At 66.0% G+C, this 16,229-nt stretch carries 14 protein-coding genes; 1 reads left to right on the top strand and 13 read right to left on the bottom strand.

Features of this window, described 5'->3' with window-relative positions; genetic code table 11:
• Positions 1 to 13: 13 nt before the first annotated feature.
• From HIM68_RS07935 to cysK, 5 genes are all read right to left on the bottom strand, one after another.
• On the bottom strand, positions 14 to 478 hold the full coding sequence (locus tag HIM68_RS07935; protein WP_139468888.1) for a MarR family winged helix-turn-helix transcriptional regulator: 465 nt from the start codon (positions 476 to 478) through the stop codon (positions 14 to 16).
• A gap of 1 nt (position 479) precedes the next feature.
• Positions 480 to 1,193, bottom strand: a complete 714-nt coding sequence (locus HIM68_RS07930) for an NAD(P)H-dependent oxidoreductase (RefSeq protein ID WP_253903804.1) — start codon at positions 1,191 to 1,193, stop codon at positions 480 to 482.
• Positions 1,190 to 2,380, bottom strand: coding sequence for an LLM class flavin-dependent oxidoreductase (locus HIM68_RS07925; RefSeq protein ID WP_172171174.1), 1,191 nt, complete (start codon positions 2,378 to 2,380; stop codon positions 1,190 to 1,192). Before HIM68_RS07925 ends, HIM68_RS07930 begins: the two co-directional genes overlap by 4 nt.
• Before the next feature lie 338 nt (positions 2,381 to 2,718).
• A complete protein-coding gene (gene epsC, locus HIM68_RS07920; RefSeq protein ID WP_172171445.1) occupies positions 2,719 to 3,393 on the bottom strand; it encodes a serine O-acetyltransferase EpsC in 675 nt (224 codons plus the stop codon).
• A gap of 146 nt (positions 3,394 to 3,539) precedes the next feature.
• Positions 3,540 to 4,466, bottom strand: a complete 927-nt coding sequence (gene cysK / locus HIM68_RS07915; RefSeq protein ID WP_172171173.1) for a cysteine synthase A — start codon at positions 4,464 to 4,466, stop codon at positions 3,540 to 3,542.
• Between the two features lie 382 nt (positions 4,467 to 4,848).
• On the opposite strand from cysK, the gene def reads away from it, so the two are divergent.
• Entirely contained in the window at positions 4,849 to 5,421 is a 573-nt protein-coding gene (gene def, locus HIM68_RS07910) for a peptide deformylase (RefSeq protein WP_172171172.1), read from the top strand.
• Positions 5,422 to 5,434: 13 nt separating this feature from the next.
• Here def and HIM68_RS07905 read toward each other — a convergent pair whose 3' ends face one another.
• The 8 genes from HIM68_RS07905 to HIM68_RS07870 form a co-directional block, all read right to left on the bottom strand.
• Entirely contained in the window at positions 5,435 to 6,469 is a 1,035-nt protein-coding gene (locus HIM68_RS07905; protein ID WP_367647470.1) for a hypothetical protein, read from the bottom strand.
• 213 nt (positions 6,470 to 6,682) lie between these two features.
• On the bottom strand, positions 6,683 to 8,164 hold the full coding sequence (gene gatB, locus HIM68_RS07900) for an Asp-tRNA(Asn)/Glu-tRNA(Gln) amidotransferase subunit GatB (RefSeq protein WP_172171171.1): 1,482 nt from the start codon (positions 8,162 to 8,164) through the stop codon (positions 6,683 to 6,685).
• Positions 8,161 to 9,663: an Asp-tRNA(Asn)/Glu-tRNA(Gln) amidotransferase subunit GatA gene (gene gatA / locus HIM68_RS07895; RefSeq protein ID WP_172171170.1), complete on the bottom strand. Its 1,503-nt coding sequence runs from the start codon at positions 9,661 to 9,663 to the stop codon at positions 8,161 to 8,163. The genes gatB and gatA overlap by 4 nt, the downstream gene beginning before the upstream one ends.
• A 1-nt stretch (position 9,664) precedes the next feature.
• Positions 9,665 to 9,970 carry an Asp-tRNA(Asn)/Glu-tRNA(Gln) amidotransferase subunit GatC gene (gene gatC, locus HIM68_RS07890; RefSeq protein ID WP_172171169.1) on the bottom strand — a complete coding sequence of 102 codons (306 nt, stop codon included), beginning with the start codon at positions 9,968 to 9,970 and terminating at the stop codon, positions 9,665 to 9,667.
• A gap of 153 nt (positions 9,971 to 10,123) precedes the next feature.
• Positions 10,124 to 10,591, bottom strand: a complete 468-nt coding sequence (locus HIM68_RS07885; protein WP_139468894.1) for a hypothetical protein — start codon at positions 10,589 to 10,591, stop codon at positions 10,124 to 10,126.
• A gap of 169 nt (positions 10,592 to 10,760) precedes the next feature.
• Entirely contained in the window at positions 10,761 to 12,989 is a 2,229-nt protein-coding gene (gene ligA / locus HIM68_RS07880) for an NAD-dependent DNA ligase LigA (protein ID WP_172171168.1), read from the bottom strand.
• Complete coding sequence (locus HIM68_RS07875; protein WP_253903803.1) at positions 12,986 to 14,158, bottom strand: hypothetical protein; 1,173 nt, start codon at positions 14,156 to 14,158, stop codon at positions 12,986 to 12,988. The genes ligA and HIM68_RS07875 overlap by 4 nt, the downstream gene beginning before the upstream one ends.
• The gene (locus tag HIM68_RS07870) at positions 14,151 to 16,202 is read right to left on the bottom strand and encodes a prolyl oligopeptidase family serine peptidase (protein WP_172171166.1); all 2,052 of its coding nucleotides are present in this window, start codon (positions 16,200 to 16,202) and stop codon (positions 14,151 to 14,153) included. Before HIM68_RS07870 ends, HIM68_RS07875 begins: the two co-directional genes overlap by 8 nt.
• Positions 16,203 to 16,229: the final 27 nt, after the last annotated feature.

Genomic DNA, 16,229 nt, shown 5'->3' with positions numbered 1-16,229 from the left:
ATGACGGGCCTCGTCACTCGGGCAGCGCTCTTCCGATCCGAGTGAAGACGGCCTCGATCACCTCGAGTTCGGCATCGCTGACATGATCGAAGAAGATCTCGTCGACATAGCTCTTGTGTTGGGACCCGGCGGACAGGAATGCCCGTGCCCCCGCCTCGGTGAGAGCGACATTGTGGGCACGCCCGTCATCGAGACACTGGGTCTTCGTCACCAGTCCCGCGTCGACGAGGACCTTGATCCGATAGTTCAGCCGCGACGGCGAGAAGACGAGCTTCTTCGCCAGGGCACTCATCGTCAGCGTCCGCTCCGGCGCCTCCCACAGCAGGAGCAGAGTGTTGTAGTCGCTGACGTCGAGCCCTGCATCGTCCTTGAGCTGGACCTCGAGGGCCTGACGGAGGCGCTGCGAGGTCTCGAAATAGGTCCGCCACGCGTTCTGCGCCAGCGCCTCCCTGCCGAGCCCGAATCTGATCTCCGTCATCTCAGCCCTCGAGCAGCTGCGCGAACGGGGTGACGTTCGCCGGGTCGAATTCGTCGACGATTCCGCGATTCGCCGAGGAGGTGACCCGGGTCGCGTTCGCCCCTGCACCTGCGTGCGAATCGGGGTCGGCCACCTCGGCGAGGTCGTCGTTTCCGGCCCCGATGATCGTTGCGGTCAGGGACACGAGCTCCTCCCCCGCCTGGCGGATCCGGGCGGTCAGCGCACGGCCGCCTTCAACGGTTCCCCAGTCGTCGGTCGCGGCGAACACCGTGGTGGGCACGACGATGCCCTTGAGGTAGGACAGCATCGGCCGCAGCACCGCGTCCCCGGCCAGCGAATGGCGGGCGGTGCCGCCGGTGGAGGCGATGAGCACGGGCTTGCGGCTCAGCGCCCTGTCGTCGACGAGCTGCCAGAACAGGGTGTGCAGGCCGACGGGGGCTGCCTTGTACACCGGTGCGACGGTGACGATCGCATCGGCGGCGGCGATGGTCGCGAAGGCCTGCTCCAACGCTTCGGAGCGGAACCCGGTCAGGGTCATATCCGTGAGCGCGGTGGCGAGGTTGCGGACGTTGATGACGTCCGTGGTCACGTCGATGCCCACCGATTCCCCCGCCGAGGCGGTCTGACCGAGGATCCGGTTCGTGAGCTTGAGCGTGGTCGAGTCCTCGCTCAGGGAGGTGGTCACGGCCACGATGTTCATCGTGTTCGTGCTCATGAGCGGTCGGCTCCTTCCTGTGTCGGATTCTGGGCCGCTTCGGCGGCGCGTGCCTGACGGTCCTCGAAGGCGCGGGAACCTTCTCCGCCGCCGGGGATCGGGTCCCGGCCTTCGCGATGGCGGATGACGAGGGATTCGTGGGTGGGAGCGTCGGGGACGTCGGCCGGGCGGCCCTTCGCGAACTCCTCGCGGAGGACGGGGATGACCTCTTCGCCGAGGAGGTCGAGCTGTTCGAGCACCGTCTTCTGCGGCAGTCCCGCATGATCGATGAGAAAGAGCTGGCGCTGGTAGTCCCCAGCCCAGTCCCTGAAGCTCAGGGTCCGCTCGATGACCTGCTGCGGCGAGCCGACGGTCAGCGGAGTCTGCGTCGAGAAGTCCTCGAGGCTGGGTCCGTGGCCGTAGACCGGGGCGTTGTCGAAGTAGGGACGGAACTCGCGGACGGCGTCCTGGGAGTTCTTGCGCATGAATACCTGACCGCCGAGGCCGACGATCGCCTGGCTGGCCGTGCCGTGGCCGTAGTACTCATAGCGCTGACGGTAGAGCTGAACCATCCGCGCGGTGTGCGAGGTCGGCCAGAAGATGTTGTTGTGGAAGAACCCATCGCCGTAGTACGCGGCCTGTTCGGCGATCTCGGGGCTGCGGATCGATCCGTGCCAGACGAACGGCGGCACTTCGTCCAGTGGGGTCGGGGTGACGGTGAAGCCGTTGAGCGGTGTGCGGAACTTGCCTTCCCAGTCGAGGTTCTTCTCCCGCCACAGACGGTAGAGCAGGTTGTAGTTCTCCACGGCCAGCGGGATGCCGGCACGGATGTCCTTGCCGAACCACGGGTAGACGGGGCCGGTGTTGCCGCGGCCCATGATCAGGCTGATGCGACCGTCGGAGAGGTGCTGCGCGTACGAGTAGTCCTCGGCGATGCGCACGGGATCGGTCGTGGTGATGAGCGTGGTCGCCGTGGAGAGTTCGAGCTTCTCCGTCTGTGCGGCGATGTTGGCCAGCAGGACCGGCGGGTTCGCCGGGGCCACGAAGGGTGGGTTGTGGTGCTGCCCGGTGGCGAAGACGGCGAGTCCGACCTCCTCAGCTTTCTTGGCGATCTCGACGGTGTTCTTGATCCGCTGGTGTTCGCTGACGGTGGTGCCGTCGGTGGGGTCGGTGGTGACATCGCCGATAGTGAAGATTCCGAATTCCATGACGCCTCCTGCATCTGGGCTGCTGCGGTTCTCGCAGCCGCCCTGCTGATTGGACTAACTTCAATTTTGAAGTAACTAGTTGAAATCTTAACAGAGATGGTCGCGAAAGTATTCCCGGCCCCAGAGCGGTCACCTGGGTGGGGCGCGAGGCTATGACCGCAAACGGTCGATTGTTGGGTCGATCCACGGTGTTTCCAGCCCGATTTTCACCGTGGATCGCCCCAACAATGCACGAAAAGCGGCTCCCGCCCGTAGGCAGGAACCGCTTTTCGTGTCTGTTCGCCGAGACCGGTTCGCTGAGCACAGCAGCGAACCGGAGCATGGCCGCGGCGGTGGACTCAGATCCAGAGGGCCGGATCCTCGAGGACGAAATCCGGGTGCGTCGTCGACGACTCGGCTCCCGCCTTCGCCGAAGCGGCGCCGTCCTTCTTCTTCGAGCGCACAATCGCGGGGATGCCGACAGCGCTCGAGTCGGCCGGCACGTCCTTGACGACGACGGCGTTGGCTCCGACCGCGGAGTTGTCGCCGACGACGACGGGGCCGAGGATCTTCGCCCCGGCTCCGACGAGCACGTGGTTGCCGATCGTCGGGTGGCGCTTCGTCTGTGCCATCGACGTACCGCCGAGGGTGACCTGATGGTAGAGCATGACATCGTCGCCGACTTCCGAGGTCTCCCCGATGACGACTCCGTTGGCGTGGTCGATGAAGAAGCGACGCCCGATCCTGGCCCCTGGGTGGATCTCCACCCCGGTCAGCGTCCGCACGAGCTGGGACATCAGTCGGGCCGGAACTTTTCCGGCATCGTGCTGCCACAGCCGGTGGAGTCCGCGGTGCGCCCAGATGGCATGCATCCCGGGGTAGGAGACCAGGGAGACGAAATCATTGCGCGCCGCCGGATCGCGTCGCTTCACCGTCTCGAGGTCTTCTCTCAGCGTCTCGCGCACACCGGGTCGGCTCAGCCCAAAGGCGGCCGCCCCCGCAGCTGCCGCGGCCGCTGCCCACAGTGCCTTCATCATTGACTCCCTTGCTCAGTCGTCTCGGTCTATCTCGTGCAAGTCGGATCCGGTCGGAAGAATTCCCGCGACCCTCCGACAGGGAACGTCTCAGACAGCGAGGGCGCCAAACCGAAGTCTGACGCCCTCGTGCCGCTGCCATGGAGTCAGTCCATGTACTCGGCAAACAGCGGAGTCGACAGATACCGCTCGCCGTAGCTGGGGATGATGACGACGACGCGCTTGCCGGCGTTCTCCGGTCGAGACGCGACCTTTTCGGCAGCGAAGAGTGCGGCGCCGGAGGAGATGCCGACGAGCAGGCCCTCTTCGAGAGCGACGGCGCGAGCCCGCTCGAAGGCGTCGTCGTTGTCGACATCGACGACTTCGTCGTAGATATCGGTGTTGAGCACCTTGGGCACGAAGTTCGCGCCGAGGCCCTGGATCGCGTGCGGTCCGGCCGTGCCTTCGGTCAGCAGCGGCGAAGCGGCGGGCTCGACGGCGACGATCTTCACATCCGGGTTGGCCTCACGCAGCGCGGTTCCCGCGCCGGTGATGGTCCCGCCCGTGCCGATGCCGGAGACGAAGATGTCGACCTTGCCGTCGGTGTCGGCGAGGATCTCGGGACCAGTGGTGGCCTTGTGGATCTCGGCGTTGGCCTGGTTCTCGAACTGGCGCACGAGCACGGCGCCGTCGGAAGCAAGCTCTTCAGCCTTAGCCACTGCACCCTTCATGCCTTCGGCCTTGTCGGTGAGGACGAGTTCGGCTCCGAATGCGCGCAGCAGAGCGCGACGTTCCTTCGACATCGACTCGGGCATCGTCAGCTTGACCTTGTAACCTCGGGAGGTGCCGACCATGGCCAGCGCAATGCCGGTATTGCCCGAAGTCGCCTCGACGATGGTTCCGCCGGGCTTGAGTTCGCCGGATTTCTCGGCGGCGTCGATCATCGCCACGCCGATGCGGTCTTTGACGGAGTTGCCAGGGTTCGAGGATTCGAGCTTCGCCACGATCTCGGCGCCCGACCGGTCACTGGCCTTGTTGATGCGGACCAGCGGCGTGCGGCCGACGAGTTCGGAGACGTTGTTGAAGATGGTCAAAGTAAGTCCTTTCACGATTCTTTGTGCACCGCCGTCGGCGGCCACTCGCCGTTCGGCGGACGTGCACCTGAACGGGTGGAGCGACAGCTTGCATCTCGTGGTCCGAGACGGCTTGCCCTCATCATAACCACGCCGACCGTGAACGTGTTCCCAGATATGTTGCTCAACAATCTGTGTTCGCTGGGGGCGAAACTTTATGACGGCCCCTATCACATACCCGAGATGGCCGCATATCCATCCACCCGATCGAGCGCGGGATACGATCAACCGCTGAGCAATCGGTGGACACGATCACCGAGGCGCCCCTCCCCCGAGATCGCGCCCGAGCGCTGCGATCGGGCGGAGTCTGAGACGGTCTCAGGTGACCGATACGATTGTCCTCATGGCTATTCATCCCATCGTCGTCTACGGCGAGCCCGTTCTGCATCGTCGTGCCGAGAAGATCACCGAGTTCGACGAGGACCTTGCCGAACTCGTCGCAGACATGCACGAGACGCTCGACGCCAGCAACGGTGTCGGACTGGCCGCACCGCAGATCGGTGTCGGCAAGTCCATCTTCGTGTTCAACGCCGACGATGACTATGGGGTGCGTCGTCGCGGCACCTTCGTCAATCCCGTGCTCATTGCCTCGAAGGTTCCCGATACCCGTCCTGATCCCGACGATGAGACCGAAGGATGCCTGTCGGTTCCGAGTCTCGATTTCCCCCTCAAACGTGCCGACAGGGTCACCGTCAACGGCTTCGATGAGAAAGGCGAACCGGTGACCCTGAGCGCTGACGGGTGGTTCGCGCGCATCATGCAGCACGAATACGACCACCTGCAGGGAACCCTCTACGTCGACCGTCTCGACAAGCGGTGGTCGAAGAAGTGGAAGAAGGCCCAGCAGGCTCACGGCTTTGATCAGCCGGGCCTGTCATGGATGCCGGGAGTCGACCCCGACCCTTTCGGTCACTGAGCCGGGGGCGAGCTCAGGCTTCGAGTTCGTCCACGGACTTCTGAGCCGCGGCGAGCCGGGAGTCGAAGTCGTCGAAATCATCGGCAGTCTGGTCGAGTTCGGCGACGAGTCCGGAGATGATCGACGACTGCGAATCCGCATCGATGCGCAGCTCCCTGAACTGCCAATCGGCGGAATCATCGGCGGCGGTGCGAGACAGCACATCGAGCACTCGATCGCCGAGCTCGCGGGAGCGTTCGGAGTTGTGCAGCAGCATCAGCTGCTGATCGAGTTCGAGGAGGCGCTCATAGTATTCGTGCATCGATTCCACCCGGCGGGCCATCGACGAGAAGGCGACGGCCAGCTTCGACAGATAGGTCTCCACCGACTTCGCGGTTCCCGCATCGCGGATGCCTTCGATCTCCTCGCGCAGGCTGACGAGTTCCTGCAGCCGCACTCCGATGGAGGCCACGGCATGGTCGAGGTCGACGCGGGACACATGGTCTTTGAGTATCGGGTGGGTCCAGGCACGGGTGCGCACGATCTTGCGAGCGATCGTGACCGCGAGATGGAACAGACGCTGTTCGTCGGTGTCCCGGCCTTCCTTGCGCCCTGGCAGATAGCCGAGACTGGCCGGAGTCACCCACTGGGCGCCTGAGACCTTGCGCCGGTTCTTCCGACTCAGTCGCTTCGGGTCACGCAGGTACTTGGGCCCGGTGACGGCGGCGAAGATTCCGGTGCCCAATGCCGTGGCCGCACCCATTCCGCCGAAGGTCAGTGCGGCATCGGCGAATCCCGAGACCAGAGCCAGTCCCCCGGGCGCCGCGAATCCCGCGGTCACGGCGGTGCCGGCGGCAGTGCCGCCCTTGAACAGGACGCTGGAGCGGAAGAAGTTCCGGCTCATCCCACCGGTGAGCATGATCGCGCTCGGGGCTCCGGCCGTGTAGCGGTATCCGCGGGCACTCCAGGCTCGCAGCACCGCCTCGTTGACGCTGTCGGGCACGAGCACCCGATAGATCGGCGCGGACTTCCCGCATTCGCTCTTCCACAGCGATTTCCACTCAGACACCGCTTCACCTCCACGCGTGTGGGTCACGCACTCGGCCCTGTCCCTGCGGGCCATCGGTTGCGGGGAATGCGAACAGCCACACCCTCCGCTGTGCTCGGGAAACCGGTCGGTTCCCTTGGACGCACAGTCTAGAGGGTGTGGCTGGATCAATCCTGAGTCCTGCTCGGCACTGTCAGGCGCCGCCGTCGACCAAGATCGGAGTCGGACCTGTACTCAGACGCCCAACTTGGCGAGGATGAGGTCTTTGGCCTTTCCGGCATCGGCCTGTCCGCGGGTGGCCTTCATGATCGGGCCCATGAGCGCTCCGATGGCCTGCATCTTTCCGCCCTTGATCTTCTCGACCACATCGGGGTTGGCCGCGATGGCCTCCTCGACGGCGGCTTCGAGTGCACCGGTGTCTTCGACGATTTCGAGGTCGCGGGCCTTCATCACCTCGGCGGGCTCGCCTTCGCCGGCGATGACTCCGGTGAGCACATCCTTGGCCAGCTTGTCGTTGAGCTTGCCCTCGTTGATGAGATCGACGAGTCCTGCCACCTGGGCGGGTGTGATGATCTCGGTGGGGTGCTTGTCCTCCTGGTTGGCCAGGCGGGCGACCTCACCGGTCCACCATTTGCGTGCCGCTGCCGGCTTCGCACCGGCGGTGACGGTGTCCTCGATGGCTTCGAGGAGTCCGGCGTTGACGATGTCGCGCATCTCCAGGTCGGAGAACTTCCATTCCCCGAGGAGGCGGCGCCGCTTCTGCGCCGGCAGCTCGGGCAGGCTCGCCCGCAGCTCCTCGACCCATTCGCGGGACGGCTGCAGCGGGACGAGGTCGGGCTCGGGGAAGTAGCGGTAGTCGTCGGCGTCGGACTTCGGACGCCCTGAGGAGGTCTCTCCGGTCTCCTCGTGGAAGTGACGGGTCTCCTGGACGACCTTCTCCCCCGCCTCGAGGAGGGTCGCCTGGCGGGCGATCTCGAAGCGCACGGCGCGTTCGATCGAGCGGAAGGAGTTGACGTTCTTCGTCTCCGTGCGGGTGCCCAGCGGTGCCTCGGGGCTCTCCCGCAGGGACACGTTGACGTCGGCGCGGACGTTGCCCTGTTCCATGCGGGCTTCGGAGACGTCGAGGGCGCGGAAGATGTCACGAAGGGTCCGCACATAGGCGGCGGCCACCTCGGCGGCCCGTTCCCCTGTCCCGGTGATCGGGTGGGTGACGATCTCCACGAGCGGCACACCGGCGCGGTTGTAGTCGACGAGGGAATGGTCGGCGCCCTGGATGCGGCCGGTGGCCCCTCCCACGTGGGTGTTCTTGCCGGCGTCTTCCTCCATGTGGGCGCGCTCGACGGGGACGGTCACGATGGTGCCGTCCTCGAGCTCGACCTCGACCTGGCCTTCGGCCGCGATCGGCTCATCGGACTGGCTGGTCTGGAAGTCCTTGGGCACGTCCGGGTAGAAGTAGTTCTTGCGGGCGAACCGGCAGGTTTCGGCGATCTCGCAGCCGAGCGCCAGACCGATCTTGATCGCGTACTCCACACCCTTCTCGTTGACCACGGGCAGGGACCCGGGCAGCCCGAGGGAGGTGGGGGTCACGTTGGTGTTCGGTCCCCCGCCGAAGGTGTTGGGGGCGGCGTCGAACATCTTGGTCGCGGTGCCGAGTTCGACGTGGACCTCGATGCCGATGACCGGATCGTATTTCTTGATCGCGTCTTCGTATTTCACTTGGCGTTCAGTCCTTCCGCGAGAGTGTCGAGCACGCGTCCGCCGGCGGATTCGAGTGCGGCTTCCAGGGGTCCGGCCACCTCGTAGAGCTTGATGTCCTCACGGGCCGGAGCCAGGATCTGGAAGCCGACGGGCAGACCATCGGCCAGGCCCGCGGGCAGGGACAGTCCGGGGATGCCGGCGAGGTTCGCCGGGATCGTCGCCACGTCGCCGAGGTAGAGGGCCATCGGGTCGGCGGCCTTCTCCGCACCGAACTTCAGTGCGGTCGTCGGGGTCGTCGGGGACACGAGGACGTCGCAGGCGGCGAAGGCCTTCGCGAAGTCGTTCTGGACCAGGGTGCGGATCTTCTGCGCCGAACCGTAGTAGGCATCGTAGTAGCCGGCCGACAGGGCGTAGGTGCCGAGGATGATGCGGCGCTTGACCTCCGATCCGAAGCCTGCGGCACGAGTGGCCGACATGACGGTCTCGGCGGTGACGGGACCGGATTCCGGTTCGACGCGCAGGCCGTAGCGCATGCCGTCATAGCGAGCGAGGTTCGAAGACACCTCGGAGGGCATGATGAGGTAGTAGGCGTCGAGGGCGTAGGAGATCGACGGGCAGTCGACTTCGACGATCTCGGCTCCGGCAGCGGCAGCGGTTTCCAGCGCTGCCGTGAACGCGGTGCGGACTCCGTCCTGGTATCCCTCACCGGTCAGCTGCTTGATGACGCCGAGCTTCTTGCCCTTGAGCTCGCTGGTCTGGGCGGCGCTCAGGAATCCGCCGACCTCATCGGGCAGCGAGGTCGAGTCGAGCGGATCGTGTCCGGCCAGCAGTTCGTGCAGGGCGGCGGCGTCGGCGACGTTGCGGCCCATCGGTCCGACCTGGTCGAGGCTCGAGGCCATGGCGATGATGCCGAAGCGCGAGATCGACCCATAGGTCGGCTTGACGCCGACGGTGCCGGTGAACGCGGCGGGCTGGCGGACGGATCCGCCGGTGTCGGTGCCCACGGACAGTGGGGCCTGGAATCCGGCCAGCGCTGCGGCCGCACCGCCGGAGGAACCTCCGGGCACGTGGTCGAGGTTCCAGGGGTTGCGGGTGTTGCCGAAGGCCGAGTGCTCGGTCGTCGATCCCATGGCGAATTCGTCGAGGTTGGTCTTACCGAGCACCGGCAGACCGGCGGCCTTGACCTTGTTGTGGACGGTCGATTCGTAGGGCGGAACCCAGTTCTCGAGCATCTTCGACCCTGCGGTCGTACGCGTGCCTTCGGTGACGACGAGGTCTTTCAGCGCCACCGGAACACCGGCGAGGGCGTGGAGGTCCTCACCGGCGGAGCGCTTGGCGTCGACGGCCGTTGCGGTCTCCAGAGCGAGTTCGTCGGTGACGGTGATGAAGGAGTTGAAGTCGTCCTCGGTGGCGGAGATGCGGTCGAGGTGCGCCTGTGTGACGTCGACGGAGGAGAACTCGCCGGATTTCAGTCCTGCGGCGAGTTCGAGGGCGCTCTTGTTCGTCAGTTCAGTCATCTCATTCCTCCCCGAGGATCTGCGGGACGAGGAACTTGTCGTCCTCGGCTGCCGGGGCCGAGGCCAGTGCCTGTTCGCTGGAGAGCGTCTCGCCCACGACGTCGGGGCGCATGACGTTCGTCAGCGGGATGGGGTGGCTGGTTGCGGGCACATCGTCGCCGGCCACTTCGTTGACCCTGGCGACGTTTCCCAGAATTGTGCTCAGATCACCGGCGAGCGATTTCAGCTCATCTTCGCTCATGGCGATCCGAGACAGTAAAGCCAGATGCTCCACCTGTTCGGGGGTGATTGCGGAAGACTCCGTCATTCCCTGCCTTTCATCGTCGTTTTCACTCGCCACCAGTCTAGTCTCTTCAGCCGACCCGCCCCCGCCGTTGCGCTGTGACCTTCCCCCAGAACTACCTGACGGCGGCCCAGCAACCTCGCGCGAGGTTGCTGGGCCGCCGTCAGGTAGTAATTATTAGGCGGGGAGGCGTTCGGGCCAGGTGCGGGTGCCGTGGATGTATCCGGCCATGTCGGCCACGACGCGGTCGGCGTCGGCCTGGGTGAATTCTCCGGCCGAGACTCCGGCCTGGAGGTCGGCGGCGAGATCGGCGATGCGAGTCCGGGCGTCGGCCGCGGTGGCGGCGACGAGGTCCGTGCCGGCTGAGAATGCGCCGACCGCAGAATCGTCGACGATGGTGCCTTCGATGACCTCGTGCGCGTCCGTCGAGATGCCGTCGAACGCAATCGTCGACTCCTCGGTCCGCGCGGTGACCGGAGCGGCCGGGGTGCGCATCGAAGTCAGTGCCGGCTGAGCATTGCGTTTGGTGCTGTTCGGTCCCGGCCCCAGCACCAGGTCCGCCAGGCCTGCCGTCACCGGCACCGCGGTCAGTGCCGCGGCGACGACCACGCAGGTTCCGGCGAGGACTTTGGGGATCCATCTCATGTCCCACACTCTTCCACTCGAAGCTGTCTCTGAGCTTGGCTGAGTCTGAACCCCGACTTCGAGTTCGGTCACGAACGAATCACAGCCGCACCATGGAACCTCCCGGAACCGGGATGTATTCCCTCCCGCAGCGAGGCACCAGGGACCAGGCACGAGGCCAGGACACACCTCAGTCGAGGCTGCCGGTCTCCAACAGAACCCTGAACTGGTCCTCGTCGAGGACGGGCACGCCCAGCGACTCCGCCTTCTCCAACTTCGACCCGGCATTCTCACCGGCGACGACATAATCGGTCTTCTTCGAGACCGATCCCGCCGCCTTGCCGCCGGCACCGAGGATCGCCTCCTTGATGCCATCGCGGGTGAACGAACTCAGCGAACCGGTCGCCACGATCGTAAGCCCCTCGAGGGTCTGCGCGGCGGCCTCGACCTCGTCGTCTTCCATCCGCACCCCGGCGGCCGCCCAGGTCTCGACGATCTCGACGTGCCAGTCGATCTCGAACCAATCGCGGATGCTCTGTGCGATCGTCGGACCGATGCTCTCGACGGCCGACAGCTCCTCGAGGCTTGCCTCACGGATGGCCTCAAGGGTCCGGAACTTCGCGGCCAGGGTCCGTGCCGCGGTCGGTCCGACGTGGCGGATCGACAAGGCGACGAGCACCCGCCACAGATCCTGATCCTTCGCCTTCTCCAGCTCGTCGAAGAGCTTCTTCGTGTTCGCGCTCGGGGCGCTCGGCTTCTTCGCGGTTCCCCGGGTGTAGAAATACGGGACAAGCTCTCGCTCACCGGTCTCCACTCCCTTGGACTTCTTGTTCCGCCAGATCTTGACATCGCCCAGATCCTCCGGGGTGAGGTCGAAGAGGAAGGCCTCCGACGTCAGCGGGGGCGTGTCCGGTTCGGCCGGCGCCGTCAGCGCCAGTGCAGCCTCCTCTCCGAGAGCTTCGATGTCGAAGGCCGCGCGGGAGGCCAAGTAGAAGATGCGGTTGGCCAGCTGCGCCGGGCACGATCGAGAATTCGGGCACCGCAGGTCCTTGTCGCCCTCCTTCTGCTCACCGAGCTCGGTCCCGCAGGACGGGCAGTGGGTGGGCATGACGAATTCGTGCTCGGATCCGTCCCGCAGCGCCGCGACCGGGCCGAGCACCTCGGGGATGACGTCTCCGGCCTTGCGCAGGGTGACGGTGTCGCCGATGAGCACGCCCTTGCGTTTGACCTCGTACCCGTTGTGCAGAGTCGCCCGCTCGACGGTCGATCCGGCCACGGTGACCGGTTCCATCACGGCGAATGGGGTCACGCGCCCGGTCCGACCCACCTGCACCTGGATGTCGATGAGCTTCGTCGTGACTTCCTCTGGCGGGTATTTGAAGGCCGTCGCCCACCTCGGTGCGCGAGACGTATAGCCCATCGTCTCCTGCACGGCGATATCGTCGATCTTGATGACGATTCCGTCGATCTCGTGGGTGACATCGTGACGGTGTTCGCCGTAATAGGAGATGAAGTCTTCGATCTCGTCGACGGTGGCGAGGACCTTGAAGTAGTCGCTGATCGGCAGACCCCACGACCGGAACTGCTCGTAGACCTCGGACTGGTGGGCAGGCTCCGGATGCGAATCATCGGCCGGGGTCCACACGGCGATTCCGTGGACGAGCATGTGCAGGGGCCGACGCGCGGTGACGGCCGGGTCCTTCTGCCGCAGCGAACCTGCAGCGGAGTTCCGTGGGTTCGCGAAGGGGGCCTTGCCCTCGGCAACGAGGGAGGCGTTGAGTTCGGCGAAGTCCTCGACGGGGAAGAACACCTCACCACGGATCTCCACCTCGGCCGGCGGGTGCTCGGTGTCGAGGCGGTGCGGGATATCGGAGATGGTGCGCACGTTCGCGGTGATGTCCTCACCGATGCGTCCGTCGCCGCGGGTCGCCGCCCGCACGAGTTCGCCGTTCCGGTAGAGCAGATTGACGGCGAGGCCGTCGATCTTGAGTTCGCACAGGAACTTCGACTTCACCGAGGTGGCCGACCGTACCCGTTCGTACCAGGCACGCAGTTCGTCGTAGTCGAAGACGTTGTCGAGGCTGTACATCGGACCGATGTGTTCGACCGGGTCGAAGGTCGAGGTGTCGACGACGCCGCCGACGGTCTGCGTCGGCGAGGAGTCGGTGACGAGTTCGGGGAACTGCGCCTCGAGGTCTTCGAGGCGATGGACGAGTTCGTCGTATTCCGCATCGGAGACGAGCAGGGAGTCCTGATAGTAGGCGGCCCGCAGCTCCTCGATCCTCTCGGTCAGCTGGGCATGGGCCTGAGCGCGCGCGGTCGCGTCGGTGAGGTCGACGCCCTGCAGGTCGGGTGTGGTCGAATCCGAGGTCTGATGCTCGGGCGTCGACGAGTCGGCGTTCTCCGGTGTCGTGGTCATTCGATCTCCTCAAGAGCCCGCCGCAGACCGGCGGCGATGGTCATGGTTCCCCGATTGTGCTCGGGTCCGATCCCCGGCTGGTCTTCCAGCAGCGGCGGGTAGGTCAGCGGCAGTTCGGGTCCGGCAATGATCCCGAATTCGCGCAGACTCGCGACCCCCATGCCGATGCGCGACCACGGGGTGCGGATCCGTTCGCACCAGTGGTTGACCGCGTCCGATCGCGCACCGGCCGCTGCCGGCAGGTGGATCCAGGTGCCGAGCCCTGCCTCGGCGAGGATCGCCAGCTGCTCCCAGCTGTGTGGTCTCAGGCTAGCCAACGGCACTGACACGGATCGGGCGCCGGTGCGGCGGACCGCCTCGGCGGCGGGAATCTCCTTGCCCTGCAGGTTCAAAGAATCGAGGTCCGGCAGGGCGAGCACGGTGGGCGGGAGGTGGCGCAGCGTGGATTCGAGCGCCGCCCACACCTGGGTTTCGCTGATGGCGGGCAGGCTCGCCCACCCGGACACCGTCGGCCGGGTGCCGGTGAGGACCGGGTTCAGGCGGGATTCGACGAGGCGGACGGTCGGCTGCATACCCAGGCTCGCGATGCGGTCGGTGAAGGCGGCGATGCCGAAGGCGTAGGCCTGGACGACGTCGCGGCGTGCCCCATAATCGCCGAGCACACGAGCGCCGGAGCTCAGGCTCAACGCGGTCACGAGCGACCACGGTCCCGGCAGGCTGATCTGGACCTGCCCGGGCGGGGACCCACCGTATTCGGCGATCGCGTCGAAGGCTTCGATCAATGCCGAGTCCTCGAGCCGCTCGTCTTTGCCCGCCGAGGCGGTCAGGCGCCATCCGTAGGATGTGCGGTCGACGTGGAGTTCGGTGAGCAGACCGACGGCGCGACCGATGGCGTCGACGCCCCATCGGCCCTCGGATTGGTGAGCGGTCAGGGGCACCGGCGGAAGCTGGTCGGCGAGGATGTCGAAACCGGAGGCCGCAGCCTCCCGGACCGGACTTGTAGCGATATAGCCGCGGCGCGGATCGCGGGCTCCGGGCAGCCAGATTCCCGAGGTCGTGGCGGCGGGCAGAACGGACGTCGGGACGTCGGGGACGGCCGCCTCGGTGAGGGTGGAGTCCGGCCGGTCGCGGTCGGACCTTTCGCGGTCGGAAGATCGGGGTTCAGCCATGCTGGTGGGCGCGGGGGATTCCGAAGACGTCGACATAGAATCCGAACTCGCTTTCCAGGGAATCGATGATGGTTTCGGCGCGGACGAAGCCGTGGGATTCGCCCTTGTACAGACGGTAAATGTACTCCACTCCGGCCAGTTCGAGTGTATCGACGAATTCCTGGGCCTGTGAGGGTGGGACGATCGGGTCGCGGTCGCCTTGCATGACGGCCACGGGCACCGTGATATCGCTGGTCCGGCGGATCGGCGACCGAGTGATGTATTCGTCCTGGGCTGCGGGCCAGGGTCCGACGAGGCCGTCGATGTAGTGGGATTCGAAGTCGTGGGTGTCGACGACGAAGCGCATGAGGTCAGTCACCCCGAAATACGAGGTGCCGCAGGCGAACACGTTCGTCGAGGCCAGGGCGGACAGCACCGTCCACCCGCCCGAGGAGGCTCCGGAGATGGCGATGCGATTCGGATCGGCGAGTTCGGCTGCGATGAGTCCGTTGACGGCGGCGACGGTGTCCTCGACGTCGACGACTCCCCACCCGCCGCGCAGCCGGTCACGCCAGGCGCGACCGAATCCGGTCGACCCGCCGTAGTTGACTTCGAGGACGCCGATGCCCTGGGAGGTGAAGAAGCTCGTGCGGGCCGTCATCTCCGGGGTCGCCTGCCCCGTCGGTCCGCCGTGGATCGAGACCACGAAGGGCGGGAGCTCGTCGACGGGAGCGGCGAAGCGAGGATTGTGGGGCGGGTGGATGACGACGGGTACTCCCCCGAGCTCGCCGACCTGCGGGCGGGAGTAATAGCCCTGGTGGGTGTCGAGGCGTTCGCTTGCGATCTCGGTGAACAGCCCGGTCACCCGGTCGACGGCATAGAGGACTCCGGGGCGCCTCGTCGATTTCGCCGTCAGCAGCAGGTGTGTGCGTCCGAGGTCGAGGAGTTCGATCGTGCCGAAGGTCTCCCCCGTCGTGTCGATGGTCTCCCAGGTCGGGGAGGAAGGGCTCAGCGTTGTGTCGGAAAGGCTGAGCCGGCGGCGCACGAGCGTCGCGGTGGCCGCCTGCGAATGCGCCCACACCTCATCCCCGTCGTTGAGGTGCCACCGCGTGCCCAGCTGCCAGAGGGCGCCGCCGATCTCCTCACCGGTGTCGATGACCGGTCGCAGCCGGTCGAATCCGATTCTTTCGGGCGCCGGCGTCTGACGGTCGTCGGTGACCAGGGGACGCGAGCCGACGGGGTCGATGTCGAGCCCGAATAACGACCAGTGCCCGTGATGGTCGGAGATGACGTGGAGGGAGGAATTGGAGGTGAACTCCGGCTGGAGCAGGGAGATGCCCGGATCGGTCGGGCTCGGCATGCCCGGATCGGATCTGCGTGGCCGTTCGACGCCGTCGCCGCTGAGCACGGCGACCGCAGGTGTGGCCGGCGTGCGCACATCGACCAGCCACAGGGTGGTTCCGTCCCAGGGCATGTTCGGGTGCTCCCAGCCGATGAATGCCAAGCTGCTGCCATCGGGTGAGAGTCTGGGCCAGGCCATGAAATGAGAGTGGGTCGAGAGCACATTCGTCGTCCCGTGCTTGGTCAGCAGCACAATCGCCCGTTCACGACGGCTGGACCGGCAGTCCTCGCGCACGCACAGCAGTCCCCACGGACTCATGTGCAGATCTCCGTAGCGGATCCGCCCCGAGGTGTCCGGGGTCAGGGCATGCGGGGCTCGCCCGGGAATGATCTGCCAGACGCGCTGATCTGCGGCGTTGACGAAGTAGATGACCTCGCTGTTCTGGTCGAGAGCCCACGAGGCGCCCCCGTATTCGTGGACGGCGGAGCGGATGTTGAACCCGGTCGGAATGACCTGTTCACGCTCTCCCGGACGCGACAGTGAGGTGCGGACGAGCCCGGTGCGGGCTTTCTCGGCGGGGATCTTCGTCGAATAGAAGATCTCGTCTCCCCTGAAGGCGGCGTCGAAGATCGGAGCGGCACCGGCGGCCACCTCGGCGGCACCCAGAGGTGAGGACCAGGTTCCATAAGGTGCCGTGACGACATCTTGGGGACTTTCCTTCATGCCCCCAGAGTATCGCCAGTGACCGAC

The sequence above is a fragment of the Brevibacterium sp. CT2-23B genome (assembly GCF_013168765.1).
Taxonomy (GTDB): Bacteria; Actinomycetota; Actinomycetes; order Actinomycetales; family Brevibacteriaceae; genus Brevibacterium; species Brevibacterium sediminis.
The sequence above is the reverse complement of the archived record's forward strand: the minus strand, read 5'-3'. Positions and strand labels throughout refer to the sequence as shown.

Excerpts from the sequence above, each read along its gene's own strand:
- HIM68_RS07935 (WP_139468888.1), bottom strand. The coding sequence starts at position 478 with ATGACGGAGATCAGATTCGGGCTCGGCAGGGAGGCGCTGGCGCAGAAC.
- HIM68_RS07930 (WP_253903804.1), bottom strand. The coding sequence starts at position 1,193 with ATGAGCACGAACACGATGAACATCGTGGCCGTGACCACCTCCCTGAGC.
- HIM68_RS07925 (WP_172171174.1), bottom strand. The coding sequence starts at position 2,380 with ATGGAATTCGGAATCTTCACTATCGGCGATGTCACCACCGACCCCACC.
- epsC (WP_172171445.1), bottom strand. The coding sequence starts at position 3,393 with ATGAAGGCACTGTGGGCAGCGGCCGCGGCAGCTGCGGGGGCGGCCGCC.
- def (WP_172171172.1), top strand. The coding sequence starts at position 4,849 with ATGGCTATTCATCCCATCGTCGTCTACGGCGAGCCCGTTCTGCATCGT.
- gatA (WP_172171170.1), bottom strand. The coding sequence starts at position 9,663 with ATGACTGAACTGACGAACAAGAGCGCCCTCGAACTCGCCGCAGGACTG.
- gatC (WP_172171169.1), bottom strand. The coding sequence starts at position 9,970 with ATGACGGAGTCTTCCGCAATCACCCCCGAACAGGTGGAGCATCTGGCT.
- HIM68_RS07885 (WP_139468894.1), bottom strand. The coding sequence starts at position 10,591 with ATGAGATGGATCCCCAAAGTCCTCGCCGGAACCTGCGTGGTCGTCGCC.
- ligA (WP_172171168.1), bottom strand. The coding sequence starts at position 12,989 with ATGACCACGACACCGGAGAACGCCGACTCGTCGACGCCCGAGCATCAG.
- HIM68_RS07875 (WP_253903803.1), bottom strand. The coding sequence starts at position 14,158 with ATGGCTGAACCCCGATCTTCCGACCGCGAAAGGTCCGACCGCGACCGG.
- HIM68_RS07870 (WP_172171166.1), bottom strand. The coding sequence starts at position 16,202 with ATGAAGGAAAGTCCCCAAGATGTCGTCACGGCACCTTATGGAACCTGG.